Below are 25,622 nucleotides of genomic sequence, written 5' to 3' on the forward strand. Positions count from 1 at the left end.
CCGAATTTTTTTATTTTTTTTCGTATATTCAGCTATTTTGAGTTTTTTCGATACTCTCTTATGATTTGAAATCACACCTTAACAATCATTATCCAGATAGGTGTCGATATAAATGCGAGTATTTTTCATCGGATTTGGGCAGGCTGGAGGAAAGATCGTCGATATGTTCCTCGCCCATGATAAAAAACTCCAGAGCAACAGCTTCCGGGGTATTGCTGTTAATTCAGCACGAACCGATCTTCTGGGGTTACAGCATATTGAGATGAAGGATCGTCTCCTGATCGGACAGACTGTTGTCAAGGGCCATGGTGTCGGAACTGACAATGTGACAGGAGCAAAGATCACTGCTGACGAGATAGATACCATCATCAATGCTATCGATGTCAGGGGTACACACGATGTCGATGCATTCGTTGTGGTAGCCGGACTCGGCGGCGGGACGGGTTCAGGAGGCACTCCGGTTCTCTGCAGGCACCTGAAGCGTATCTACCGTGAACCTGTCTATGCACTTGCCATGATACCGGCACCTGAAGAGGGCCGTCTTTACTCCTACAATGCTGCCCGCAGCCTGGCTACACTTGCCAATGAAGCGGACAATACCCTGGTATTTGACAATAGTGCATGGAAGAACGAGGGTGAGAGTGTCAAGAGCGCCTATGATCGGCTGAATGAAGAGCTGGTCCGGAGATTCGGTGTCCTCTTCAGGGCAGGAGAGGTCGGAAAATTCGGGGTTGGTGAGATGGTTGTTGACTCTTCAGAGATCATCAACACCCTGCGGGGCGGAGGCATCTCAACAATCGGCTATGCGATCTCGGATGTTATCTCAAAGACAAAGCCAAAGAAAGGGCTTTTCTCTGGCTTTATGAAGAAACCACAGGAAGAGGATTCACTGACAGGCGAGGATAAGTCTGCCAAGATCATCGCGCTTGTGAGACGGGCAATGCTCGGACGGCTGACGCTTCCCTGTGATTATACAACTGCAGAGCGTGCGCTTGTACTGGTTGCCGGTCCGCCAAACGAATTGGATAGAAAGGGTGTTGAGAAGTCAAAATCCTGGGTTGAGGAGAATATTGCTGGTATTGAGGTTCGTGGTGGTGACTATCCGCTTGATTCGAATTATATCGCTTCAGTTGTTCTGCTTGCATCCATCACGAATGCACCCCGGATCAGTGAGCTCCTTGAGGTGGCAAAAGACACCAAAGAAGATGTAATTAAGTCAAAAGACCGCCAATCCACAATGTTTGAAGATGCGATTGATCCGCTCTTTGAATAATCTTTTTTTTTAAAAAAAAATGAGTCACCGTCAAAGACGGTGCATAGTATTATTTCTGGATTGCTCCCTCGTCAGCCTGCCCGACGATCCGGGAATACCTGGCAAGTACACCTGAGAGCTTCCGGGACTTTGGTCTCCACATACTCCGTCGTCGTTCAAGTTCTCCATTGCCTACTTTCAGATCAAGACGTTTTGTGGTGAGATCAACGATGATCTCATCCCCATCCCGCACAAGCGCAATCGATCCGCCCACTTCTGCTTCCGGAGCAACATGGCCGATACAGGGCCCGCGGGTGCCGCCAGAGAACCTGCCGTCGGTGATAAGCACCACCCGTTCATATCCAAGCCCCATCAGCGCAGAGGTGGGTGAGAGCATCTCAGGCATTCCTGGCCCCCCCACCGGCCCTTCGTACCTGATAACAACAACATCCCCCTCACGGATCTCTTTTGCGAGAATCGCCTTCATCGCCTCCTCTTCTCCATCAAAAACCCTTGCAGGACCTGTATGCTGCCACATGGATTGTGATACCGCTCCATATTTGACAACCGCTCCCTGTGGTGCGAGTGTTCCAAAGAGAATACGGAGACCTCCGCTTGCATGGATTGGGTTTTCAAGTGTCCGGACTATTTCATCATCGCTCTTGAGCGTTTCTGCTGCGATCTCATGGATAGATCTCCCTGAGACTGTCTCTGCCGGTTCAAGGAAATCGATTAAACGATTCAGGACTGCCGGGATGCCGCCTGCCCGGTGAAGAGCAACCATTGCGTGGGGCCCTGCCGGCTGCATATGGCAGAGGTGCGGCGTCTCGTCACTGATCGTGTTGAAGCTCTCCAGGTTGAGTGGAATCTCACCTTCACGGGCTAGTGCCATGAGATGGAGAACGGTATTTGTCGAACCGCCAAGCGCCATGTCTATGCGTATTGCGTTTCGTAAACTCTTCTCTGTGATGATATTGCGTGCAGTGATGCCGGACCTGACGAGTTCCATAATCCGGCACCCGGTTTCGCGTGCGACCCTGAGTTTTTCAGCATCAACTGCAGGAACAGCAGCGGATCCGGAGAGGGACATTCCCATTGCTTCTGCCATACAGGCCATTGTGTTTGCTGTGTAGAGGCCCTGGCAGCTTCCGCACCCAGGCATTGCGGCGCATTCGAGCCTGCAGAGTTCCTCTTCAGGAAATGATCCGGCCGCAACTTTTCCAACTGCCTCAAAGACATCGATGAGTGAGAGATCCCTGCCATTGAGTGATCCAGGCATCATCGGTCCTCCGGTAAGCATGATTGCCGGAATATTGAGGCGGGCTGCCACCATCAGCATACCGGGGACAATTTTGTCACAGGTACCAATACAGACAAGCCCGTCGAAGCGGTGCGCCTCTACCATCAGTTCAATCGAGTCGGCGATATTTTCCCGTGAGGGAAGTGAATACCGCATCCCCTTATGCCCCATTGCAATACCATCGCATATCCCGATGGTCCCAAATTCAAACGGGACGCCACCTGAAGCTGCAATCCCCTCCCGCACCTTTGCAGAGAGATTCCTGAGATGGGTATGGCCTGGAACAATATCGTTCCAGGCATTGGCAATCCCGATGAACGGGAGATCCATCTCCTTGTCACCGACGCCAAGGGATCGGAGGAGGGATCGGTTTGGGGCACGCGGATAGCCTTTTTTTATCTCGTCACTTCGCATATATGATCAGGATACGTCGTTCTTCATTACAGATAAATAGTTTCGGAGATCAGTTAGACATAGATTTTCGGATATCCATGAATGTACAATCCCAGACGATTCTCATCATAACTCTTGTAAGCATCTGCCTGATTGGAGGGCTGGGTTTCTTTAGCCAGGCCTTTATTCTTGAAGGTTTTATCTCGCTTGAAGAGGATATTCTTGAGGAAAAGATGGAGTATACCCTTCTCACCATCGATTCTGAACGACAAAACCTGGCAATAATTGTTGATAACTGGGCAACCTGGGAAGAAACTCACCAGTTTATAGATGGAAACAACCCCACATATCCTGAAACTAGTCTGAGTGATGCTGTTTTCTATTATTACCATCTTCATTTCATTGTCATTACCGGAAGGGATGGAGAGATTCTTTTTGCCCGGGGATTTAATCCGGATACCGGGGAAGAACTTGATCTGCCCCCGTCTCTCCTTACTATTCATGAGGATTACATTACACCAGGAGCAGATGGCGTCTCTGGTTTTACAGGGACTGAAGCAGGCCATGTGCGTATTGCTATCAGTCCGATTGTGCAGATGGCAAATGGAAACATTGGAGAAGGAGATTCTGTTGAAGGAACCGTGCTCTTTGCCAGGCTTATTGATGATGGATGGGTGATGCGCCTCTCTGACCATATCGGGGTTCCAGCACAGGTATCCGTTTATAGCGAGAATGATATGACGATCAGAGAAGACCAGCTTTCTATTGTGCGTAAAAATGATCTCATCCTCGGATCGCGTATACTCCATGATTTGGATGGGTATCCTCTCCTCTTCCTCTCAATAACGCAGGAACGTACTATTTATAACAAAGGTGTCTTCTCGTACCAGCTTGCATTAATTGCTATTACCGGGCTTGGAATATTGTCAGGCACTCTCCTTTATTTCCTTATCAACCGGTCATATCTCAGGCGAATCTCATCCTTAAGTACGAAAGTCAGGAATATCGATGTTCATTCATCACGTGGTGAACCGATAGATGTTGAGGGTGATGATGAGGTGGCAGAACTCGGTCAATCCATCAATGACATGCTTGGAGCAATTGAAGCAGATCAGCAGGTAATACGGGAGAGTGAAGAACACTACCGCCTTCTCTTCAATGCAGTCGATGATCCGATGCTTCTTGTTGCCCTTGACGATGATGAGAAGCCAGGGGTAATACTTGATTCAAATAAAGCTGTAAGTGGAATTCTTGGTATCTCACGTGAAGAACTCATCGGCATGCGTCTCTCCAGGTTTTTCTCTATTGATGATGGATCCCAAAAAGCCTTTGTTATTGGTAATTTTTACCCATTGAATGGTGATCCGGTTCCTGTTGAGGTAAGTATGCATACATTTATGTATAAAAACAGGAAGGCTGCAATATGGGTTGCCAGGGATATTTCTGAACGGGTAAAGATTGAGAAGGAGAGGGCAGCATCTATCGAACAGCTCAGCCAGAATATTGAACAGTTTGCCATTCTTGGCGATAATATACGAAATCCTCTTCAGGTTATACGGGGAGGAGTAGCTCTTCTGGAGGGCCAGGAAGAGTATATATCATTGATTGAAGAGCAGGTTGACCAGATAGATGAACGGATTAAACAGCTTGATGAGGGATGGCTTGATTCTGAGAATGTGATCAACTTTATGAGGCGGAACTATAAGTGAGCCGGGGGTTTTTGACGGGATGTCTGTTATATGCAAACCAAAACCCAAAACAAAAGCAACCAGATGATTTATATGGAGGGGCAATTATCTCCCTGGTTTATAAAATCTAAAATTAATTAAAGAATATATTTAAATTATTTGGAATTGTTAATTCCAATGGCTTTTTGAATATTTCTGAGTATTTCTATCAGTATGTTGTTATTATCAGCATTATCCTCATTATTATTTGTCGTCACACTCTGATCCGACTTTTCATTCCCAGTTGTGATATTCGTTGGATTGGAATTTTCCTCATTATTTTCTTCTTCGACTTCAGGTTCTTCCGGGTATAAAATTTGCCCGTTACTCTCTATTGGAGTAACAACTTCAGTGACAATCGGGGTTTGTGCACCTGGAGATATAAACATCGCAAACACAGTGAAGTGATCAGTAAATGCTGTTACGCTTCTTGTTTGAGGATTTACTACAGCATCAAGACGTTCCCAGCCGTCTACCTTCTCATTGTACCATTCGACCACCAGTTGTTGGGGATCCTGTTCTGTCTCTTCCATGAGGGCATCCCAGCGTTCCTGGCTGAAAGGTCCAAAGGTTACGCCGACTGTCTCTGAGAAAGTGACACCTGCAGGACCACACTGTATTGCTTCACCAGTGTACCGGTAGGTTGGATCTGCAGCCACGGATGGTACGCTTTCTGGCACAACCTCAGTAATGGTAACCTGGCTGATATGCTCACCAGCAAGTTCAGCAACAGTTCCCTGTGAGATAAAGAGCTGGGCTTTTTCTTCTGGTGAGCGTACTATAGTTGATTGTATACTCCTGCCAGTTTCAGGGTCGCTTTTGACTTCTCCAACCCCACCACGATTCACAACAGGTACATCACCTGATCGTCCCGGCGCATCCCCTGACTGCCCTGGTGCGTCACCCGACTGTCCCGGTGCATCCCCTGACTGTCCTGGTGCGTCTCCCGACTGTCCCGGCGCATCCCCTGACTGCCCCGGTGCATCTCCCGACTGCCCTGGTGCGTCACCCGATCGTCCCGGTGCATCTCCCGACTGTCCTGGTGCATCTCCTGATCTTCCCGGTGCATCTCCCGAACTTCCCGAATCTCCTGTGTCTCCGGAATCTCCTGCGCTTCCTGAATCATCCGACTGTCCCGGTGCGTCCCCCGATCGTCCCGGTGCATCTCCTGAACTTCCTGAATCTCCTGTGTCCCCGGAATCTCCTGCGCTTCCTGAATCACCCGACTGCCCCGGTGCGTCCCCCGATCGTCCCGGTGCATCTCCAGAATTCCCTGGATTAGATGGAGGGCCTGCTGTGAGAGGTGCGGTCATGGGCAGAAAGGTTTGAGTGAGACTGTTCTGCGTAAGGTCAGTATGGATCCCGCTATCCAGATACATCGGGGAACTACTGGAATATGTCATCAAGGGCTTGGAAACCTGAAATGCATGCGCTCCTGCAGTTGATATGCAGAGGAACAGTATCATCATGAAAAGCAGGATCTTTCTCATTATGCTTACAATTGGCTGCTAATAAATTAAAGCTTTTGAATAGTATAATAAATTGTATATTTTATCATACCTTTTCAATATGTCGGATTTGATTATATTATCAATGATATTAATTATTGTATGCCAGTAATAAAAGTTTCAGGATCTGCTCCATGCCCCTTCGCTGCCGTCGCGGTAGAGTGTGACGACGTCACCGATCACGATGATCGCAGGCGGCTTCACGCCGGCATCCTCTGCTGTCTTCACAATATCTTCAAGGCATCCGATGGTGACCCGCTGATCAGGCCTGAACCCGCGCTCGATGATGGCAACCGGCTTCTTCCCGACCATTCCATGAGCAATGAGAGAGCCGGTGATCTCTTTGAGATTCTTTACACCCATCAGAATAACAATAGTTCCAGGTGACTTTGCGAGCCAGTCCCAGTCTATTGCCGACTCTTCCTTGGTCGGGTCTTCATGGCCGGTAAGGAACGTCACCTGGCTTGCGTGGCTCCGGTGGGTGACGGGGATGCCGCACGCAGCAGGTACTGCAACAGCACTCGTGATACCGGGAACAACCTCCACCGCAATACCATGCTCCCTCATGACCTCCATCTCTTCGCCTCCCCTCCCAAAGACAAAAGGATCGCCTCCTTTCAGCCGGACGACATGCTTTCCCTGTTTTGCCCGGTCCACCATCAGGTTCTCGATCTCTTCCTGCGTCAGCGTGTGGGATCCACCGAACTTGCCGCAGTTGATCGTCTCAGCAGTCCCTGGAAGTGTTGCCAGGATTGCTTCTCCAGGCAGCTGATCATAGAGGATCACATCAGCTGAATCGATCACTTCACGTGCACGAAACGTCAGTAATCCAAGGCCGCCTGGGCCTGAACCGACAAGATATACTCTTCCGTTCATGGTTTTTCCAGTCCAAGTTTTTCTTTTGCGTCATTGATGAGGTCAAGGGATCGGCTTCTGAGCTCCCTGCCGATCTCCCTGGCATCTTCGATGGTTTTCACATGTTCTTCCATACGCTCGGTCCGCAGACCTTCCAGTGAGAGGACTTCTGCGATCAGATGCCCGTTGAAACAGTATATCCCCTGTGGCGTGAAGCACCCTCCTCCAAGCTCCTCCATAACCGCACGCTCAATCATGGTATCCATCCTTGAATCCTGGTGATCGAGATCCAGGATTGCGTCTGTTAATTCGGGAGTGTCCCTGCAGACAACAGCAATTGTTCCCTGGTTCGGTGCCGGGACAAAGTGGGCTGCCGGAAGCCTGATGCCATTCAGATGAAGCGACATCCTGACAAGGCCAGCCTCTGCAAGCATGATCGCATCATATTCTCCTGATTTCAGCTTTCTGATCCTCGTATCGATATTCCCCCGCAGTTCCCGTATATCAAGTGAGGGATCAGACCTGAGGAGCTGTGCCCGTCGTCTGGTACTGGATGTCCCGACACTGGTGATCTCGTCCAGAGGCCTGTCAAATGCCATATAGTCTGTCGGAGGGTCGCGTGGGAGGATTGCAGCTGTCCTGATACCATCAGGGCGGGCGGCGGGGATGTCCTTCATGCTATGGACGGCACAGTCAATCTCACCGCGGAGTATCGCCTCGTCAAGCGCCCGGACAAAGATCCCCTGGCCACCCACCTGGTGGAGCGGAACGCCGGTTGTTGTATCCCCTTCGGTTTTGATGATGACTGTTTCTGTCTCTATACCGCCTTTTTTGAGATGATCTGCAACGATTTCGGTCTGCCTCATGGCGAGCCTGCTGCCACGGGTGCCGATGCGGATCACGGGAGGCATGAACGGTATACCCCGGCTATAGCCTCTATATCGTCGTTTGTATGGGCAAATGAGAGGAAATTGGATTCAAACTGTGCAGGTGGGAGGAAAACTCCTCTGCTGAGTGCTTTGTTCCAGAACGCCTGGAAGGCTGTTGTGTCGCTCTCTTTTGCCTCGCTGTAGTTTCCAGGGGCCTCCTGCCTGAAGAAATATTTGAATATGGACTCCGTCCTGACAAACGAACCGTCAGCAGATGGGGGCAGGCTCTCCTCAATTGCCCGTGTACGCTCTTCTGCCTTCTGGTATTCCCCCTTGTGAGCATGGATTTGATCGATTGTGGCAACCCCGGCTGCAAGCGAGAGCGGGTTTCCACTGAAGGTCCCTGCCTGGTAGACCGGGCCTGCCGGGGCGATCATCTCCATGATCTCGCGCCTGCCGCCGAATGCACCAATTGGCAGTCCTCCGCCGATGATCTTGCCAAGTGTCGTGAGATCCGGTGTTACCCCGTATTTCTTCTGTGCTCCGCCGATTCCGAGGCGGTACCCGGTGATCACCTCGTCAAAGATCAAAAGGACATCGTGCTCTGCTGTGATCTTTCTAATTTCGCTGAGATAGTTCTCTTCAGGGAGGATCAACCCGACATTGCCCATCACCGGCTCAATAATGAACGCGGCAATATCCGGGTCGGTTGCGAGGATCGAATCGAGGGCTTCGGCATCATTGTATGGCACCTGCCGTGTGAACTCTGCCACCTCCCCCGGAATGCCTGCTGAATCAGGAATACCAAGTGTTGTTGCACCGGATCCTGCCTTGATCAGGACACTGTCATGCGCACCGTGGAATCCTCCTTCAATTTTGAGGATCTTCTTCTTCTGCGTGTATCCGCGGGCAAGCCGGATGGCAGACATGGTCGCCTCTCCCCCGCTTGAGACGCACCGGACCATCTCAATTCCCGGATGGTCACGGATGAGCCGCAGAGCCATCTCTATCTCCAGTTCTACAGGTGTACCATAGAGCCAGCCAGCTTCAAGCTGTTCTGCAATTGCAGTCCTGACAGCATCATCTGCATGCCCGAGTATCATCGGCCCGTATCCAAGGCAGCAGTCGATGAAATCTTCTCCATCTGCAGTTCTGATGTGTCCTCCTTTTCCAGAGACTGTATAAAAGGGGTAGGGCCTGATTGCCCTCACCGGGCTGCTTACCCCTCCCGGAATGAGTTTCTGCGCTTTTGTGAATAAATCATTACTCTTCATGCAACCACCTGCAGACATCTTCTGCAAAATAGGTAATAATCAGGTCTGCCCCCGCCCGCTTTATACAGGTCAGTGATTCGAGGGCAGCCTCTCTTTCATCAAGCCATCCTTTCTCTGCTGCAGCCTTGATCATCGCATATTCGCCACTTACCTGGTATGCAGCAACCGGCACGCCAAGCGTGCGGATCTCTTTTAGGATATCCAGGTAGAACCCGGCGGGCTTGACCATCAGGATATCTGCTCCCTCTTCGAGATCGAGTGCAGACTCACGAAACGCCTCTCTCCTGTTTGCCGGGCTCATCTGGTATGTTGTCCGGTCTCCATACGAATACCCGGAGTCTGCGGCATCACGGAAGGGCCCATAGAGGGCGCTTGCAAATTTGGTTGAGTACGAGAGGATTGGGATCTCAGGATACCCTTCTGAATCGAGCGCCTCCCTGATCGCCTGCACCTGCCCGTCGAGCATGCAGGATGGGGCAACGATATCGGCTCCGGCTTCTGCATGGCTGACTGCGATCCTTTTCATCAGGTCAAGCGAGGTATCGTTGTCGAGATCCGGGTATTCTCCCGTGTCGGTGATGATGCCGCAGTGGCCGTGATCGGTGTATTCGCATGCACAGACGTCGGTGATGATGACCATCCCCGGCAGAGCGGATCTGATTGCTGCTGCCGCCTGCTGGATGATCCCATCCGCAGCATATGCGGATGTGGCAGCTGGATCTTTCTTCCCGGGTATGCCAAAGAGGATTACTGCCCTGATACCTGCCTCATAGAGCCGCTCTGCGGTTCCTTTGAGATCCTGAAGAGGTATCCGGGACTGCCCTGGCATTGAGGGGATTTGCGTCTCTGATACGGCATTTTCATCAATGAAGAGGGGTGCAACCAGATCGGTTCTCCGGAGTTCTGTCTCGCGGACCAACGGCTGGAGCCTTCTTCTCCTGAGTCGTCTCAATCGTGTCTTGGGAAACATAGCTTCTCTCCTTTTGTAATTGCATCAACCAGCATGGCAGCAGTCTCAAGATCGCAATCCTCGGCACTCATCCGGATAGCCATTGTTACATCTGCCAGGATCTTTTTTGTCAGGACGCGGGTGAGATCATCTATGATCCCGTTTGTCTTTGGATCACTGTGTCCCAGCCTGTTGATAGCTTTGTCACGTTCGCGTATCCTGATTGCTTCTGCCCATGTATGGAGGGTTGCGATGGTATCGTTTGCTGCTGCCCGGTTTATTCTCTGGATGAAGGTGCCAAGTTCGTCTTCGATGAGTGAACGGATGGTTTCTGCCTCGTTCTGCCGGGCAAGCATGTTCTCTTCAGATATGGATCTGAGATCATCTATTGTATAGAGATGGACTCCTGCAATCTCTTTGATCGTCTCTTCGGTATCTCTTGGCTGTGCAATGTCGATTATCAGGAGGGGTTTTGGCCCGGTATCAAGTGGCCAGGTTCTCCCCTCCATCGCCTTTGATAGATCGGTATGCCTGATGATCGCATGGGGAGCTGCTGTGCAGGAGATGACAACATCAGAGAGCATGACAAACGGGTAGAGATCCCTGAATGTGACGGCTTTCCCACCGATCTCCTCGGCAAGCTCCACTGCACGCTGGTGCGTCCGGTTTGTCACATAAATGGCGGTTAAGTCTTTCTCCCGGAGTGCCTTGGTGACGAGCTTCCCCATCTCTCCTGTCCCAACGACAAGGATATGCTTCTTCTTCAGTGTCCCGAGGAGATCCTCTGCGAGCCGGACGGCAGCTGATCCGATCGAGACAGATCCACGGTTGATCATCGTCTTCTGCCGGACCATCTGCCCGAAATGGATTGCTGTATTGATGCAGATATCGATGATCTGGCTGTTCCCCCCGCATGCTGTTGATGTGAGGAGTGCCTGCCGCATCTGGCCCATGATCTGATCTTCGCCGACGATCATCGAGTTGATGCCTGCAGCAAGCCCGAGGAGATGCACAAGGGCGCCATGGCCATAATGGATGTGAAACCTGGTTCTCCCAAGGCTCTGCATGTAGCGGGTGAGATCGTCTGCAGTGCCTTCAACGAGAACCTCAACCCGGTTGCATGTCTGGATAAGCTGGACACCCCGGAACCTGGATCGTGCCTGCCGGATGAACTCTTCTTCGTCCTCGAAACGGAACGCTTCGAGTTCATTCTGGGTTGCTGTATGGTGGTCGAGCCCGGCGATGGCTATCGGTACGAGAAGCCCCTCATTCATGGCAATACCTCTCTTTTGCCTTACGTATCGTCTCTTCTTTGTTATTAACCAGCCCTATCTGGATCTCGCTGTCTGCAAGTGCTGCATGCAGTCTCTGCGCCCGCTCCTCCTGCGGAAGTGACGTCTTCTTTAAAGCTTCGCGTAGAACCTGCTGGAGATCGACCAGATTGTCTATCTCTGGTATTATATCAACGAAGCGCTCCCGCAGATGCCTGCTGACCGCAGGGCTTCCCCCACCGGTTGAGAAACCGGCGATGAGGTGGCGGCCCCGGACAACTGATGGTATGATCACGTCCCCCGCTTCTCCATCTGCATTATTAAAGAGGGTATTCTCTTCTGCGGCAAGCTTCCCGATCCGGTTGTTCTGGCTCCGTTCACTTGTCGCGGCGATCACAAGGAATGCCCCGATAATATGGGATCTGATCTCCTCGTCACTCAGGTCTCCAGTATCTGCAACAAGCCTTGTAATCGGCATGCTGCGGATCTCTTCAGAGAAGCTCCTGCTGATGATGGTCACCTCTGCCTCACCAAGGAAATAGCGTGCTTTTCTGGCAGAGACCGACCCCCCGCCGAAGATGATAACCTTTTTGTGTTTGAAACTGATGATCAGGGGGATCATTTCTTCAGAATTGGTGATGCTCTCCTATTAAGATGACGATTTTTCTGAGGCGATGCTATTTTCCATGTACAATCGTCTGATAGCTATGCTCTCCCTGCATCGCCATTCTGGATGCCGCCGGATAGCTCCGGTCTGTTTGGATATCTTCAATTACATTTGGACTGCATCTTCACCGGGTTCTCCACCCGTCTACCATCATATGAGATACTCCGTGATATGCCTGGTGATGCATCCAGCGAAGAGGTGGATCGATATCCATAAATACGGACAATTCCTATTAAGTAAGGTCGCAGACAGGAGCTGTTGCGTCGATAGTGTAGTGGTTATCACTAGGCGTTGCCAACGCCTAAACCCGGGTTCGAGTCCCGGTCGACGCATAGGGAAATATGTCTGATTCCCTTTTTTTTTGGACAGTTTTGTTCACAAGACCAGCCAGGCCTTAACCGGGTGTTGCCGGATTCTCGTTTTCCTTCCGACACCGTTATGAACAAGCAGAAATGAACAACCAGTTGGGAAAACCTGCTGCACGTAGAAACGCTGCTGCAGACTAAGGTATACCTGCTCGTCAGGAGCACAGCATACTCCCAAAGTGAGGTTCTCTCTGTGACACAGCTTGTATGGATTGGAATACTCATCTGCATCTCCCAGTCAGCGATCTTTTCCGGCCTGAACCTGGCCTGTTTTACGATCAGCAGACTGGAGCTGACAATTGAAGCCCGACGCGGCAACAGGGACGCAAAACGCGTTCTTGCGCTCAGGGAGAATGCAAACTTCCTGCTGGTGACGATCCTCTGGGGAAATGTTGCAATTAATGTCCTTCTTGCACTGCTCGCAAACTCGGTGCTGGCCGGGGTTGCCGCGTTTCTCTTCTCAACTGTTGTGATCACGATTGTTGGTGAGATTGCCCCGCAGGCATATTTCTCGCGCCATGCCCTGAGGGTGGCCTCGTTTCTTTCACCCATTCTCAGGTTTTACCAGATTATTCTGTATCCGGTTGCCTGGCCGACTGCAGTCATCCTTAACAGGCTGCTTGGCCCGGAAGGCATCCGGTTCTTCCGTGAAAAAGATCTCCGTGAATTAATCTGGCTGCACATGGAGAGTTCAGAAACTGAGATCGAACGGATGGAAGGCCAGGGTGCGCTGAACTTCCTTGCACTGGATGATGTCGGGCTTGCAGAGGAAGGCGAGCGGATTGACCCGGACAGCGTCGTCATAATCGACTTTGAGAATACGCTTCCAGTATTTCCACATATCAGGAGAGATGTGACAGATCCCTTCCTCCAGGAGATACAGCGTTCCGGGAAGAAATGGATTGTATTAACGGATCCAGAAGGTATGCCAAGGCTTGTGCTGGATTCTGATGAGTTCATCCGTGATGCCCTCTTCAATTCCGGCAGGTTTGTTCCACTCCGCCACTGCCATCGTCCAATCATCACGAAAAACAAGTCCGCAAAGCTTGGTGACGTTATCCCTCTCCTGAAGGTAAAACCGATACGGAGAGGTGATGATGTGATCGATGATGATGTTATTCTTCTCTGGTCTGAAGATGAAAAACGCGTCATCACCGGCGGTGATGTGCTCGGGAGGCTCTTCAGGGGCATTGTTCAGAATCCGGTCATTCCCGATCCTGCGTCTTTTGAAAAATCATGAGTGTGGTGCTGGTGGCAGGACTTGTCCAGGGGGTTGGCATACTGATCAGATCCTTTCGGCAAAGCGCTTTCAGATGCTTATCAGAGAAACCAGCTCATACTTTTTGAAATTTTTTGAACTTTTTTGATAACTATCCCCTGGGTACCAGGTTCGCGTTCCCGATCCGAAAGAATCCCGGTTCTGTCCAGGAAACCTCTGTTTGTTTGGGAATACCTCAATACTGCCCAAAGAGCAACAGATAGAGTGGAACAAGGGTAATCAGACCTCCTGGCCAGCCGACAACAAAGCCGTCGCTCTTTGAGAGATACGAACAGACAGCAGGAGGCTGAATTACTGAAGAGGAGTTGTGGGATTCATAGGATTAGTAGTATTAGTAGGATTAGGAGTATTAGTGGGATTAGAAAGATTTGGAGGATTACAATGAGTATACATTCATCAATACAGGGCCTGCACCTGCAGGATGAGCAGGAGAAGCGATCAGCTGTCCGCTCATTTCTCAGGCGGGCATACATGGCGGAACATGATGATGCAACTGATGACATGCACGTATCATCATTATCAGCTACCCGGTCATAAACCGGGAGTCACACCGGCTATTTTGTCTCGAAAAGCGGGACGAGAGCGAGATGTCTACTCTCTTCAACCAGGCACACGCATCCCTCTCTCTCTCTCAGAATGCCAGGGGTAATGGATACCTTCTCTCTTTCATGAAAAGCATAAATACGTCACCTCTGCTTTGTCAAAAGGGGTCTGTTTCTTGTAGAATTACACTGAATGTATGTACACCATGATACTCATTCTCGGGGTTGGCAATACCCTCCTCTCAGATGATGGAGCCGGGTGTTCTGTTGCAGATGCAATCGCAGTTTCTGCCTCTTCTGCCTCTTCTGCCTCTTCCACCTCTTCGCCCGGCCTGATAGCCTGGAATGGCGGCACAGCCCCGGAGAATTTTACCGCACCCATCCGGCGCGCGTCCCCGGCCCTCCTGATAATCGTTGATGCTGCGAGGATGGGGCTGCCTCCGGGAAGCATCCGCAGTATCCCGCCTGAGAAGATCGATGATACCAGCATCGGCACACACATGCTCCCGCTCTCGCACCTGATCAATTACCTCTCACCCGACATCCCCGACATCCTCTTCATCGGGATAGAACCAAAGACTATTGAGCCGGGAGAGGGGCTGTCGGAGGTCGTGCAAAAAGCAGCAGAACAGCTCATCTGGATGATAAAAAAGAAGGATTTAGCCTCAATTCAGAGACTCTGATCACGCAGATTATTCCTCTTATTCGAATTCCTCTTATTCGACAATCTGGCTCTCGGCGAACCGGTCTTCTGTTGCAAGCAGAAACTCATCGCTCATCGAGAGTACGCCTTTTGGACAGATGTCAGTACACTGTGAACAGAAGACACATTGTGCAACAAATATCCTGACCCGTTTTGTCTCCGGAATGATCTCAATTGCATGTGCCGGGCAGACCTTGAGGCAGAGATTGCAGCCTATACAGCCGTCACGGTCATAGACGATCTTTCCGCGGAAATTCGGCGGCGTCTGGACCGGCGGGTGGATGGCAGCCTCACCTGCTGCAACCTTCTTCAGAAAGCCTGTTACGGACTTTGGGAGGAACCGGGAGGGAAATGGATTTGTCGCGGGTGTTTTGAAGACCTGTGTGAGAATCTCACGGATCATCGGGAGGGTTGGAAGACCCATCTCAGAACCACCCCGCAAAGACAGAATCAAGGATTATCAGCGAGAGCCCTGCAAGCCCGATAAGTCCCAGGTAGACCCAGAAGAGGGTGACCACATGGTTGATCCGGAACCGTGCAATACCAGTTCTGATGATAGTCACCGAGAGGATCATGAGCACGATCACCTTCAGGAAGAAGAAGATGAAATCGGCTGTGAATGCCGCATATGATGTCAGGCCGAGAACCGGGGAGATGTTCCATGGGAAGAAGATTGCAATTGCCAGCCCTCCCATAACAAGGGTCTTGACACCCTGGGCAACCGTGAAGAGTCCAAGGTTCTTCCCGGAGTACTCAACGAGAAGCCCGCCTGCCAGCTCGGTCTCTGCTTCAGGTGAATCGAACGGAATCTTTGAGAGTTCAGCAGGTGTCACCCAGGCAAGCGTGAGCAGAAGGAGGAGCAGGCCAAGCATGCCAAGTGGCCCGACAAGTGTCCAAACAGGGTTTTCTGCAATTACCGCAAGCGAGAACGGGTTTGCGATCCCTTTTGAATAGAGGAGCCAGGCAATTGCGATCACGGCTGAGGCAAGCGGAAGCTCGTATGCGATCATACTTACCATCTCACGCTGGGCACCGACTGTTGCATAGGGTGATCCCGAGGCAAACCCTCCGGCAACCATCGCAAGTGCCGGGACAGCCAGCAGGTACATCACCAAGATCAGATCCCCATAGCCCCCGAGGATCGGCACCATGGATCCGATCGGGAGATAGAGCAGTATAACCAGTGACGAGGCGAGTGCGACGATCGGTGCGGCATTGAAAATACCTGGAATTGCGTTCTCAGGAACGATATTCTCTTTTGAGAGGAGTTTCCGCAGGTCAATAACCGGCTGGAGAAGCGGGGGGCCGATCCGTGCCTGCATGCGTGCTGAGATCCGACGGTCAATACCAAGGAGGAGAAGCCCGATCAGAATCCCGATAACGGAGAGTACAAATGCTGCACCAACCGTCAGCACCATATTCTCAGGTGTCAGCATCCCTGTATCCTCCGTGTCTTCTCAACCGAGAGGCGATGGAGATCCTCTTTCGTCATCAGGCTCCGCGTATCGCCCCTGATCACGGCAACCCTGTCGGTGCAGGAGAGGCATGGGTCGATCGAGGCGACGACGACTGGAATGTCGGCAAGCTGTTCCCCCTCAAGGATTGGTATCCATGAATGGAGGTTGCTGTATGACGATGCCTTAATCTTCCACATGGCAGGGGCCTCATGGCCGTCCATTGCCACATAATGCAGACACTCACCTCGTGGGGCCTCATGCCGCCCTACAGCCTCTCCATGGGCTTTTTTGCAGGCAGACAGGAGCTTGGGGAGTTTCTTTTCCCAGAGGATTTCGCCCGCTGGCATCTCTTTGAGGCATGTCTCAATGATCCCAATGGACTGTTCTATCTCAAGGAGCCTTACAACTATCCGATCATAGACATCTCCATTGATCTCCCCTCCATATGCTGAGGGAAGGATCGGGGAGATCTCAAGATCCCCGTATGCCGAGTAGGGATAATCGACCCTGACATCCTTTACCACCCCGGATGCCCGCGCTGTCGGCCCGACTGTGCAGAGGTGCAGCGCCTCTTCAAATGAGAGGATTCCTGTCTCTTTGCACCTGATCGAGATCGTTGTATCATGAAGGAAGAGCCTGAGCATCTTCCCAAGGAGGCCACGGTAATTGTCCAGGCAGGCATGAATTGTCGGGTGCTGTTCCGGGGTAATATCCCGTCGCACCCCGCCGATCTGAACAAGTCCATAGTTTATCCTGTTTCCGGTGATATGTTCGATGACGTCAAGGGACTCTTCACGGACACGCCATGCAAGGTAGAAGAGGGTATCAAACCCAAGCTCGTGGGCGGCAACACCTGCCCAGAGGAGATGGGACTGGATCCGCTCAAATTCTGCGATGATGACCCGGATATAATCTGCACGTGCAGGAACCTCGATATCAACAATCTGCTCAACGGCACGTGCAAACGAGAGCGAATGCGTAACCCCGCAGATCCCGCAGATCCGGTCTGTCAGGTGGACGATCTGGACAGGATTCCTCCGCATACCCATCCACTCAATCCCACGGTGGGTCTGGCCGGGGGCAAAGTCCGCCTTTTTGACGACCTCGCCCTCCATCTCAAAGAGGAACTGCACCGGCTCCTTGAGCGCCGGGTGGACCGGCCCGATTGGAACCACATACGGTGCCTTCTTCATTCCTGTATCATCAGTCATCGGTCCTCACCTCTCTTCTCTCCCGGGTTATCCTCTTCACCCTTCGTTGTTTCGTCCGGTTCAGGGGCTTTTGTCTTCACATCTTCTTCGGTCTTCCCTTCCGGCTTCTGCTGCTCTTCTGTCTTCGGGTCTTTGTCAGCTGTTTCTTCCTTCTTCTCCTCTCCTTCCGGTATCTCCTGCTCTTCTGTCTTCGGGTCTTTGTCAGCTGTTTCTTCCTTTGTTTCCTCTCCTTCCGACTTCTGCTGCTCTTCCATCTTTGGGTCTTTGTCAGCTGTTTCTTCCTTCTTCTCCTCTTCTTCCGGTATCTCCTGCTCTTCCTTCTTCAGGTCTTTGTCAGTTGTTTCTTCCTTTGTTTCCTCTCCTTCCGGCTTCTGCTGCTCTTCCTTCTTTGGGTCTTTGTCAGCTGTTTCTTCCTTCTTCTCCTCTTCTTCCGTCTTCTTCTCTTCTGCAGCCTTCTTCGGCTTTTCCTTTCCTTCTGTCTTCTTCGGCTTCTCCGGCTCTTCTTTCTCAGTCACCGGGGGTACAGGGCGGTCTGTTGGCCGGCCGGTCTGCCAGAGATTTTTGATCATGGTGTCAGGAATTCCGGATTCATCCTTTCTGAGCGGGTAGACACCCTCTGGAAAATCTTCAGGCAGAAAGAGCCGCCTGCCATCAGGAATATCGGTTATCGTAACACCATACATCTCCTGCTTTTCCCGCTCGGTAAAGAGTGCACCTGGAATCTGGTCGCTGATTGTTGGCAGGCTGAGATCGTCTTTTGCAAGCAAAACAGTAAATGTCACCATGTACTCGCCATGTGTTCTCCCATAGTAGATGGAGAAGATATACTGCATCCGGAGTTCATCACCGACATCCCATCCTGATATAACAGAGAGGTGAGGGTAGGAAAACTCCTTTAAGAGGTCAATTGAAGGTTTTAGGATCTCGCGGGAGATTGTCATCCAGATATTGATATTTTCATTCTTTTTTGCCCCCTCAGCCCTGATCTGAATCCGTGATTCGGTGATCGCATCACCAAACTTCCCGGTATAGCAGTTGATCAGCTCCTCAGGGGACAGTATCGTTTCGTTCATTGCTCACCTCCTTCCAGGCGTTCGAGTTTCTGGAGTGCAGTGACCACCCCATGAATGATTGCTTCAGGACGTGGCGCACATCCCGGCACGTAGACATCAACTGGAATGATCTCGTCAATTGGTCCTTCCAGATTATATGAATCATAGAAGACACCGCCGGACTGGCCACATGTCCCGACACAGAGGACAACTTTTGGGTCAGGGATCTGGTCATAGACCCGCCGTAAAACCGGCCCCATCTTCTTTGTCACAGGGCCTGTGACAATGAGGAGATCGGTATGTTTTGGTGATCCGACCAGTTTTATCCCAAAGCGTTCGGGATCATACCGGGGCGTGATCGTTGCCACGATCTCGATCTCACAGCCATTGCAGGACCCGGCATTAAAGTGAAATGCCCAGAGTGACCGGCTGAATGCTTTTGAGATCTTCATTGGACGATCACCACCACTGCACAGATGGCGATCATAACGCCGAAGTACCAGAGCATGTAGTCATTTAAATCTCCTGAATGAGCCGGGATGACCCGGGAATAGAACCCTTTCAGGCCTTCGGTGAAACCCCAGTAGACATTGCCTCCGCGGATATGAACAGCATTCTTTTCGGGCTCAGGGTTTCCTGAGAGGTATGGCCGCTCCTGTTCACTCCCTCTTCGATATGTTGATACCCCCCGCCTCCAGAGCAGGTACGCAACCAGGCTTGTGACCAGGCCGGCAAGTATCAGAAAGACCGGGTTCCAGAACCCATATCCTGTCAGTAGTGTTCCTGTCAGTTCCATAATTCTAGACCCCTCCCATAACTGAGGCAATATAGCCGCTCTGGTCTATGAATGCAAGGGCTGCTGGTTCAACAATTGTCTTCACCACAAAGTCAGGGAAGATCCCAAAGAGGATGATCAACACGGCAAGCAGACCCATGCCAATGAGCATCGGAAGCGGGACCTCCTTCACCTCTGCAAACTGTGGGAGCCGCGGGCCCATGAACATCGAATGGAAGACCTTCACGAATGAGGCAAGCGTCATGATCGAGACCACCATTGCGATGACTGAAATGAACGGGTTGAAGATGAAGACCGACTCATAGATCATCAGTTTCGAGGCAAATCCATTAAACGGCGGTATTCCGGCAATCGCAAGTGCTGCGATGATGAAGAATCCCATCGTCCATTTCATTGTATGGCCGAGCCCGCCGAGTTCATTGAGGTTTTTTGTTCCACACCGGTAAATCACCGCACCGGCGATCAGGAAGAGAAGACCCTTGTAGAGTGCGTAATTAATGATATGGAATATTCCTCCCTCCATTGCGACAAAGCCAAACTCTGCCATCATGGTGGTATCTCCAAGAACAGCCACACCGACGCCAAGACCGGTCAGCATATAGCCGATCTGTGAGACGGAATGATATGCCATCAGCCGCTTCACATCCTTTTGCGGGAGTGCCATCGCAACCCCGATGAACATCGAGAGGACACCAAGGATGATAATCACCCATCCGACAGTCACCACATTCATGGTCAGGCCAAAGAGACTGAATGCCATTCTGAAGATTGCATAGAGGCATGCCATACTGGAGATGATCAGGAGTGCGGTTATGGATGATGGCGCACTCGAATAGGTGTCAGGAGTCCAGAAGTGCATCGGGACAGCCCCTGACTTCATGGCAAGCGAGGTGATCATCAGGACGACTGCCACAAGCGAGAGGCCTGTGAACTCAATCACTGATGCAATATAGGCGATATTCAGGGAATTGTACTGGCCATAGAGCATTCCAACAGCAAAGAGGAACATCATAGCTGAAATGGCAGAGATGAACCCATACTTCAGGCCGCCCTCGACTGAAAAGCCTTTGTTGATCCGGTATGAGGCAAGTGCCGCACCGGCAAGCGAGTTGATCTCAAGGAAGACGAAGAAGTTGAAGAGATCACCTGTAGTCACCATGCCAAAAATACCTGCCATCAGCAGGAAGAGGAGGGCATAGTAGCCGTCCTGGCCGGTCTGTTTTGATTCGCTTGAGATCGAATACAGGGTGACTGAAAACATCATGATCGCTGCTGTCAGAACCATGAATGCCGACATCGCATCGATCACAAAGATGATCCGGATAGGCACTCCTCCCGAATCGATGGGGATGGTGAGTGCAGAATCGACTGCTCCAAGAGAATAGACGAGAGTCCCGTTTACAAGAACTTCCTGTACCAGAAGGAGCGCTGCCCCGACTGTTGCAAGCATCGCAAGTATAACCCAGGAGTTCCGTATCCGTTCCCCGACGAGGCCGACAAGCGGCATTGCAAATGCCGCCAGGAAGGGAATTGCCACCAGAAGTGGTGCATACATGCTCATTCGCGGAGCCTCCGGATGTGGTTTGTCTCAACAGAGCCATAGTACCGATACAGGATCATGGCAAATGCAAGCAGCAGTGCTGTTGTGGCAAATCCGATCACAATATTTGTCACGGTCATCGCCTGCACAGTCGGGAGGACCATCACCCCAGCGGGTGCATCAGTGAAGATGGGCGCAATACCGCCTTCACGATACCCGAGTGTGACAAGGAAGAGGTTGACTGATCCCTCGATGATCGCAAGGCCCATGATCATCTTGATCACGTTCTTTTTGAGGAGGATCGTCGCGATCCCAATCCCTGCAAGCAGGACAATGGCAATATAGGGTATCTGCTCAATCATCTAGCTCCTCTCCTTTATACCTGACAGGAGCGCAAGCAGGATGACCCCGATTGCACCCAATACTTTGATACCAACAGCGATGTTCATGATCGGAATGACCCCTCCGGTGTTGAGGTTGGCAGGTCCAGGTCCAAAGGGAACAAACTCGCCGAATATGAGGCCTCCCGGGAAGAGCCAGTTGTAGAAGAAGCCTGCTCCAAGAAGCATTGCCGAGAGTGCGGCAATGAGAAAGAGCAGCAGCCCGGTGGACTCAAACGTCTTCATCATCACCATCCGTACAATCCTGGTAAACTCCTCGTACCGGTATGCAAGCAGGAGAAGCAGTATACCTGATGCAAGGATAGCACCTCCCTGGAAACCTCCTCCGGGTGTCACATGGCCATGGATGACAATATAGAGTCCAAAGACCATGATGAAGGGGAAGAGAACGTCTGCTGCGGTCCTGATGATAAGGCTCATCTGCATTATTCTTCCTCCCGTTTCCGAAACATCAGCATCGTCCCAAGGGCGGCAGTGAACAGGACGACCGCTTCACCGAGTGTGTCAAGGCCCCGGTAGTCGAAGAGGACAGCGGCAACGACATTATTTGCACCACTTTCCAGCTGGCTGTTCATAATGACGTACCGATCCATCGGGTGATCAGGTGGATGGCCAAATGAGAGGCCGGTTGCGATAACTCCAAGCATCAGCACCATCAGCACCACGACGATGATTGAGATCTGCCGTCTCATGGCTGATCAGCCTCCTTTCGAACAGTGCCACGGATGGCAATAAGAAACGCAGCAGTTGTGAGTCCGGCACCAATTGCTGCCTCGGTAATTGCAACATCCGGAGCCTTCAGCAGGTAGAACTCAAGTGCAAGGAGCAGGCTGAATATTCCAAATGCAATTGTGGCAGAGACAAGGTCTTTGAAGATGAAGACAAGGACTGCAGTGATGATCAGTCCGGTTAAGACGATTCCATGAAGAAGTATCTCAATCACGCTTTTTCACCTCCTGCAGGCGGTCGACAACAGCTGGATCCGGCAGCTGGCCGCTTTTATGAGCAGCCCGTGCGATTGCATGGGCACCTGTTGCATTCGTAAAGGCAATGGCGATGACTACCAGGATCGTATGGGTGGCCAGGGTAAGGTACTGGCTATCGCCTGTATCAGCAAGCAGTCCTGCTGCATAGAGTATGACTCCGATTGCCAGAAATATTGTCCCGAATGTTGCCATTTTCGTCTCTGCATGGAGACGGGTATAGACATCGGGGAACCTGAGGATGCCGATGACACCAAGCGCATTGAAGATGATCCCAATTGCGATACAGAGCGTGGCAGCAGTTGTCAGCGTCATAGTTCTCCTCCAATATATTTTGCTATCGCGAGTGTTCCAAGGAACGAGAGAAGTGCATAGACAAGTGCGACATCAACAAAGATCGTCTGTCCAAAATATGCAGCCATGAGAATCATCGATGCAACAATAATGGTGTTGATGGTGTCAAAGGCAACGACGCGGTCAGGAATGGTCGGCCCAAGAGTGAGCCTGACCCCTGCGAGCAGTATCAGCAGGGCAAGTATCGCTATCGCAGCAAACAATACGTCATTCATTCGGCAATCCTCCGGATCCATGCGGGGATATTGAAAAAGGTAAAGAGTTGTCCTGCTTGAATGATCTCCTGGTCACGGAGCGCATCAGGGACATTAATCAGGTGTACATAGAGCTCACGGCTCTCCTCATTGATATCAACCGAGAGAGTGCCAGGTGTGAGCGTTATTGAGTTTGCCAGAATAAGAATGCCGAGATCGGTCTTCATCCCGCTCTCGACCCTTAGAATGCCAGGCTTTACCCTGCCGGTGATCACCCTTCCCGCAACATCGATATTCGCCCGTGCCATCTCTATAAAAAGGGGGAATACTGCATATACAGCAAGAAGCAAAAGCCGGATCGGGTTTGCCATACGCAGTGATTCTGACCTGCAGAGGATCCGGTGTGATGCAATACCAACGATCACAGCTACAATGAGTCCAAAGGCCAGCTCAGGTATGGACCAGAGGAGAATTGTCCCTGATCCGGCTGTCAGCAGTAAATAGACTGCAAACGCCGCAAGAGTTGTTGCAAGGAAGCGCATCACGGGTGATTAACCCCCTTCGTGCAACGGCATTCCAGTGTCGGTTTCCACAAAGAAAACCAAATACACCGCAGCTCAAACACCTGCCCTTTTTCTGTCATGATCAATAATGATCTTTTCCTAAAATATGGCTTTCCATCGAAGTCTGGTAATTTCTCCTGATCACACATGAAATTCCCTCAAGGATCATGACGCGCCGTACCTCCCATGTATCAAATATGATTCAGACGCTTTTGTACATCTGAAACAGTACGATCTACCAGGCAGGAAACCACCAGCTTTAGCCGTGGGTAGCTGACGCGGACTGGCTATATTGGAGCACGTCTGCTCCATTGCTATTTGCAAATCGTCCTGATACTCACGGGGGGCATGCTCTGTTGTGAATCAAGATAGTCAGGGCTCTCCCATGACCGCAGCAATGTATCCATATCTGTCCACAAACCCAAGGGCTGCAGGTTCGATGAAGGTGGTCAGTACAAACCCTTCAAAAACTCCGGAGAGGATGACCAAAAGAGCAAGCATTCCCATTCCAACGAGCATCAGAAGCGGGACCTCTTTAACCGCCACGTTTGGATGCTCACCGCTCCTGGCTATGAATACGGCATAGAATACCCTGGAAAAAGCCACCAGTGTCAGGAAAGAGACAACAATTGCTATAACTGAGATAAATGGATTGAATGCGAAGAGTGATTCATAGAGGAGTTTCTTTGAGGCATGTCCATTAAACGGCGGGATTCCGACGATAGCAAGCGTTCCAATGATATAGAAGCACATCGTCACTTTCATCGTCCTGCCAAGTCCCCGGATATCTTTCAGATTCCTGGTTTTGCACCGGTAGATAACCGCACCCGCCGCAAGGAAGAGAAGCCCTTTGAAGAGGATATAATTCATCATATGAAAAATACCTCCTTCGATTGCCATGAGCCCGTATGCATCCATAAGGGGCTGGCTTCCAAGCACGGTAATGCCAACGCCAAGTCCGGTGAGCATATAGCCTACCTGGGAGACGGAATGGTATGCAAGCAGCCTCTTTATATCATCCTGTGCAATTGCCATGGTAATACCAATAAACATGGAGAGAATGCCAAGAATGATGAGTATCCAACCGATCGTGACGACGTTCAGGGTGAGTCCAAAGAGGGTGAATGTTATTCTGAAGATGGCATAGAGGCTTGCAATACTGGATACGATGAGAAGTGGGATGATAGAGGATGGTGCACTGGAGTATGTGTCCGGTGTCCAGAAATGCATCGGAACAGATCCTGCTTTCATGGCGAGTGATGTGACCATGATAACGGCTGCAACCAGCGAAAGGCCGGAAAATTCGATGACAGAAGCAATATAGGCAATATTCAGCGAGTTGTACTGCCCATAGAGTATCCCGACTGCAAAAAGGAGAAACAGGGCTGCAATTTTTGATACAAATCCATATTTAAGTGCCCCCTCAACTGCCAACCCATGGTTAATCCTGTATGCGACCAGTACGATGCCTGCAAGTGAGTTGATCTCAAGAAAGATAATAAAATTGAATAAATCCCCGGTAGTGACCATGCCAAAGATCCCGGCCATCATCAGGAGAAACAGGGTGTAGTAAATGTCCTCACCAGTCTGTCTGAACTCAGCAGTCATTGAATAGATGAGAACGGCAGCCATCATCACTGCTGCAACAAGCACCATACATGCCGACATCGGGTCTATGACAAAGAGAATCCGGATCGGAATGCCGGCAGAATCAAAAGGAATGGCAACTGAGGGGTCAGGAGCGCCGAATGCATAAATGACAGTGCCCTTCGTCAGCACCTCATGCGTGAGCAGAAGGCTGCAGCCAACCGTTGCAGCCGTCACAATGAGTACCCAGATGTTGCGAAGCCGACTGCTGATCATACTGATAAGCGGCAGTGCGAATGCACCGGCAAGTGGTAGTGCGATCAGGAACGGGACATAACAGCTCACTTCTCTCTCCTCCCGGGACAGGGGCTTGCAGGATCTCTTTATTATTCTGGCATACTCGTCATATTTTTACCGCTCTGTATATCGTCTGGATGAATTGAGTACATGATTCTGGATTTTGATCGAAATACCATTCGTTCATTCTCTCAAATGAAAACGGTTCTCCGTCACAACGTCTGATCCTGATC

At 51.0% G+C, this 25,622-nt stretch carries 29 protein-coding genes and 1 tRNA gene; 6 read left to right on the forward strand and 24 right to left on the reverse strand.

What is annotated here, in order from left to right; genetic code table 11:
• Window positions 1-112: 112 nt before the first annotated feature.
• A complete protein-coding gene (locus tag ABCO64_RS08280; protein WP_253459627.1) occupies window positions 113-1,273 on the forward strand; it encodes a tubulin/FtsZ family protein in 1,161 nt (386 codons plus the stop codon).
• A gap of 49 nt (window positions 1,274-1,322) precedes the next feature.
• Here the strand turns inward: ABCO64_RS08280 and ilvD are convergent, their stop codons facing one another.
• Entirely contained in the window at window positions 1,323-2,966 is a 1,644-nt protein-coding gene (gene ilvD / locus ABCO64_RS08285; protein ID WP_253459624.1) for a dihydroxy-acid dehydratase, read from the reverse strand.
• A 77-nt stretch (window positions 2,967-3,043) separates the two neighbouring features.
• Between ilvD and ABCO64_RS08290 the strand changes: the two genes are divergently transcribed.
• Window positions 3,044-4,654, forward strand: coding sequence for a CHASE4 domain-containing protein (locus tag ABCO64_RS08290; RefSeq protein WP_253459620.1), 1,611 nt, complete (start codon window positions 3,044-3,046; stop codon window positions 4,652-4,654).
• Window positions 4,655-4,788: 134 nt separating this feature from the next.
• Here ABCO64_RS08290 and ABCO64_RS08295 read toward each other — a convergent pair whose 3' ends face one another.
• From ABCO64_RS08295 to ABCO64_RS08330, 8 genes are all read right to left on the reverse strand, one after another.
• Window positions 4,789-5,520: a hypothetical protein gene (locus ABCO64_RS08295; RefSeq protein ID WP_253459617.1), complete on the reverse strand. Its 732-nt coding sequence runs from the start codon at window positions 5,518-5,520 to the stop codon at window positions 4,789-4,791.
• The gene (locus ABCO64_RS08300) at window positions 5,517-5,933 is read right to left on the reverse strand and encodes a hypothetical protein (RefSeq protein ID WP_253459614.1); all 417 of its coding nucleotides are present in this window, start codon (window positions 5,931-5,933) and stop codon (window positions 5,517-5,519) included. The genes ABCO64_RS08295 and ABCO64_RS08300 overlap by 4 nt, the downstream gene beginning before the upstream one ends.
• A gap of 367 nt (window positions 5,934-6,300) precedes the next feature.
• Window positions 6,301-7,056, reverse strand: coding sequence for a uroporphyrinogen-III C-methyltransferase (gene cobA / locus ABCO64_RS08305; protein WP_253459611.1), 756 nt, complete (start codon window positions 7,054-7,056; stop codon window positions 6,301-6,303).
• Window positions 7,053-7,946, reverse strand: a complete 894-nt coding sequence (gene hemC / locus ABCO64_RS08310; RefSeq protein ID WP_256472516.1) for a hydroxymethylbilane synthase — start codon at window positions 7,944-7,946, stop codon at window positions 7,053-7,055. The genes cobA and hemC overlap by 4 nt, the downstream gene beginning before the upstream one ends.
• Complete coding sequence (gene hemL, locus ABCO64_RS08315) at window positions 7,934-9,178, reverse strand: glutamate-1-semialdehyde 2,1-aminomutase (protein WP_253459606.1); 1,245 nt, start codon at window positions 9,176-9,178, stop codon at window positions 7,934-7,936. The genes hemC and hemL overlap by 13 nt, the downstream gene beginning before the upstream one ends.
• Complete coding sequence (hemB, locus tag ABCO64_RS08320) at window positions 9,168-10,148, reverse strand: porphobilinogen synthase (protein WP_253459603.1); 981 nt, start codon at window positions 10,146-10,148, stop codon at window positions 9,168-9,170. The genes hemL and hemB overlap by 11 nt, the downstream gene beginning before the upstream one ends.
• The gene (gene hemA / locus ABCO64_RS08325; protein WP_253459600.1) at window positions 10,127-11,401 is read right to left on the reverse strand and encodes a glutamyl-tRNA reductase; all 1,275 of its coding nucleotides are present in this window, start codon (window positions 11,399-11,401) and stop codon (window positions 10,127-10,129) included. The genes hemB and hemA overlap by 22 nt, the downstream gene beginning before the upstream one ends.
• Entirely contained in the window at window positions 11,394-12,020 is a 627-nt protein-coding gene (locus ABCO64_RS08330) for a precorrin-2 dehydrogenase/sirohydrochlorin ferrochelatase family protein (RefSeq protein WP_253459598.1), read from the reverse strand. Before ABCO64_RS08330 ends, hemA begins: the two co-directional genes overlap by 8 nt.
• Window positions 12,021-12,325: 305 nt before the next feature.
• Between ABCO64_RS08330 and ABCO64_RS08335 the strand changes: the two genes are divergently transcribed.
• The 4 genes from ABCO64_RS08335 to ABCO64_RS08350 all read left to right on the forward strand — a co-directional run bounded on the left by ABCO64_RS08335 (window position 12,326) and on the right by ABCO64_RS08350 (window position 14,934).
• A tRNA-Gly gene (locus ABCO64_RS08335) sits at window positions 12,326-12,397 on the forward strand.
• A 226-nt stretch (window positions 12,398-12,623) separates the two neighbouring features.
• Window positions 12,624-13,670 carry a DUF21 domain-containing protein gene (locus ABCO64_RS08340; RefSeq protein WP_253459595.1) on the forward strand — a complete coding sequence of 349 codons (1,047 nt, stop codon included), beginning with the start codon at window positions 12,624-12,626 and terminating at the stop codon, window positions 13,668-13,670.
• 420 nt (window positions 13,671-14,090) lie between these two features.
• Window positions 14,091-14,246 (forward strand): hypothetical protein, encoded by a 156-nt coding sequence (locus ABCO64_RS08345; protein ID WP_253459592.1) that lies wholly within the window; start codon window positions 14,091-14,093, stop codon window positions 14,244-14,246.
• Window positions 14,247-14,448: 202 nt separating this feature from the next.
• Window positions 14,449-14,934: a hydrogenase 3 maturation endopeptidase HyCI gene (locus tag ABCO64_RS08350; RefSeq protein ID WP_253459589.1), complete on the forward strand. Its 486-nt coding sequence runs from the start codon at window positions 14,449-14,451 to the stop codon at window positions 14,932-14,934.
• A gap of 33 nt (window positions 14,935-14,967) precedes the next feature.
• On the opposite strand, the gene ABCO64_RS08355 is transcribed toward ABCO64_RS08350, so the two are convergent.
• The 15 genes from ABCO64_RS08355 to ABCO64_RS08425 all read right to left on the reverse strand — a co-directional run bounded on the left by ABCO64_RS08355 (window position 14,968) and on the right by ABCO64_RS08425 (window position 25,437).
• Window positions 14,968-15,378: a 4Fe-4S dicluster domain-containing protein gene (locus ABCO64_RS08355; protein ID WP_253459585.1), complete on the reverse strand. Its 411-nt coding sequence runs from the start codon at window positions 15,376-15,378 to the stop codon at window positions 14,968-14,970.
• A gap of 1 nt (window position 15,379) precedes the next feature.
• Entirely contained in the window at window positions 15,380-16,390 is a 1,011-nt protein-coding gene (locus ABCO64_RS08360; protein WP_253459582.1) for a respiratory chain complex I subunit 1 family protein, read from the reverse strand.
• Complete coding sequence (locus ABCO64_RS08365) at window positions 16,384-17,622, reverse strand: hydrogenase large subunit (protein WP_253459579.1); 1,239 nt, start codon at window positions 17,620-17,622, stop codon at window positions 16,384-16,386. The genes ABCO64_RS08360 and ABCO64_RS08365 overlap by 7 nt, the downstream gene beginning before the upstream one ends.
• Window positions 17,619-18,695 (reverse strand): NADH-quinone oxidoreductase subunit C, encoded by a 1,077-nt coding sequence (locus tag ABCO64_RS08370; RefSeq protein WP_253459576.1) that lies wholly within the window; start codon window positions 18,693-18,695, stop codon window positions 17,619-17,621. Before ABCO64_RS08370 ends, ABCO64_RS08365 begins: the two co-directional genes overlap by 4 nt.
• A complete protein-coding gene (locus ABCO64_RS08375; RefSeq protein ID WP_253459574.1) occupies window positions 18,692-19,126 on the reverse strand; it encodes an NADH-quinone oxidoreductase subunit B family protein in 435 nt (144 codons plus the stop codon). Before ABCO64_RS08375 ends, ABCO64_RS08370 begins: the two co-directional genes overlap by 4 nt.
• Complete coding sequence (gene mbhI, locus ABCO64_RS08380) at window positions 19,123-19,470, reverse strand: membrane-bound hydrogenase complex subunit MbhI (RefSeq protein ID WP_253459571.1); 348 nt, start codon at window positions 19,468-19,470, stop codon at window positions 19,123-19,125. The genes ABCO64_RS08375 and mbhI overlap by 4 nt, the downstream gene beginning before the upstream one ends.
• A 4-nt stretch (window positions 19,471-19,474) precedes the next feature.
• A complete protein-coding gene (locus ABCO64_RS08385) occupies window positions 19,475-21,031 on the reverse strand; it encodes a proton-conducting transporter transmembrane domain-containing protein (protein WP_253459569.1) in 1,557 nt (518 codons plus the stop codon).
• The gene (locus ABCO64_RS08390; RefSeq protein WP_253459566.1) at window positions 21,028-21,372 is read right to left on the reverse strand and encodes a sodium:proton antiporter; all 345 of its coding nucleotides are present in this window, start codon (window positions 21,370-21,372) and stop codon (window positions 21,028-21,030) included. Before ABCO64_RS08390 ends, ABCO64_RS08385 begins: the two co-directional genes overlap by 4 nt.
• Entirely contained in the window at window positions 21,373-21,837 is a 465-nt protein-coding gene (locus tag ABCO64_RS08395; protein WP_253459562.1) for an MnhB domain-containing protein, read from the reverse strand.
• Window positions 21,837-22,103: a hydrogen gas-evolving membrane-bound hydrogenase subunit E gene (gene mbhE / locus ABCO64_RS08400; RefSeq protein WP_253459559.1), complete on the reverse strand. Its 267-nt coding sequence runs from the start codon at window positions 22,101-22,103 to the stop codon at window positions 21,837-21,839. Before mbhE ends, ABCO64_RS08395 begins: the two co-directional genes overlap by 1 nt.
• Entirely contained in the window at window positions 22,100-22,354 is a 255-nt protein-coding gene (locus ABCO64_RS08405; protein WP_253459556.1) for a Na(+)/H(+) antiporter subunit B, read from the reverse strand. The genes mbhE and ABCO64_RS08405 overlap by 4 nt, the downstream gene beginning before the upstream one ends.
• Window positions 22,347-22,709 carry a monovalent cation/H(+) antiporter subunit G gene (gene mnhG / locus ABCO64_RS08410; protein ID WP_253459553.1) on the reverse strand — a complete coding sequence of 121 codons (363 nt, stop codon included), beginning with the start codon at window positions 22,707-22,709 and terminating at the stop codon, window positions 22,347-22,349. Before mnhG ends, ABCO64_RS08405 begins: the two co-directional genes overlap by 8 nt.
• On the reverse strand, window positions 22,706-22,963 hold the full coding sequence (locus ABCO64_RS08415) for a cation:proton antiporter (RefSeq protein WP_253459550.1): 258 nt from the start codon (window positions 22,961-22,963) through the stop codon (window positions 22,706-22,708). Before ABCO64_RS08415 ends, mnhG begins: the two co-directional genes overlap by 4 nt.
• Window positions 22,960-23,484, reverse strand: a complete 525-nt coding sequence (locus ABCO64_RS08420; protein ID WP_253459547.1) for a Na+/H+ antiporter subunit E — start codon at window positions 23,482-23,484, stop codon at window positions 22,960-22,962. Before ABCO64_RS08420 ends, ABCO64_RS08415 begins: the two co-directional genes overlap by 4 nt.
• A gap of 393 nt (window positions 23,485-23,877) precedes the next feature.
• The gene (locus ABCO64_RS08425) at window positions 23,878-25,437 is read right to left on the reverse strand and encodes a proton-conducting transporter transmembrane domain-containing protein (RefSeq protein ID WP_253459544.1); all 1,560 of its coding nucleotides are present in this window, start codon (window positions 25,435-25,437) and stop codon (window positions 23,878-23,880) included.
• Window positions 25,438-25,622: the final 185 nt, after the last annotated feature.

Source organism: Methanocalculus natronophilus, assembly GCF_038751955.1.
Taxonomy (GTDB): domain Archaea; phylum Halobacteriota; class Methanomicrobia; order Methanomicrobiales; family Methanocorpusculaceae; genus Methanocalculus; species Methanocalculus natronophilus.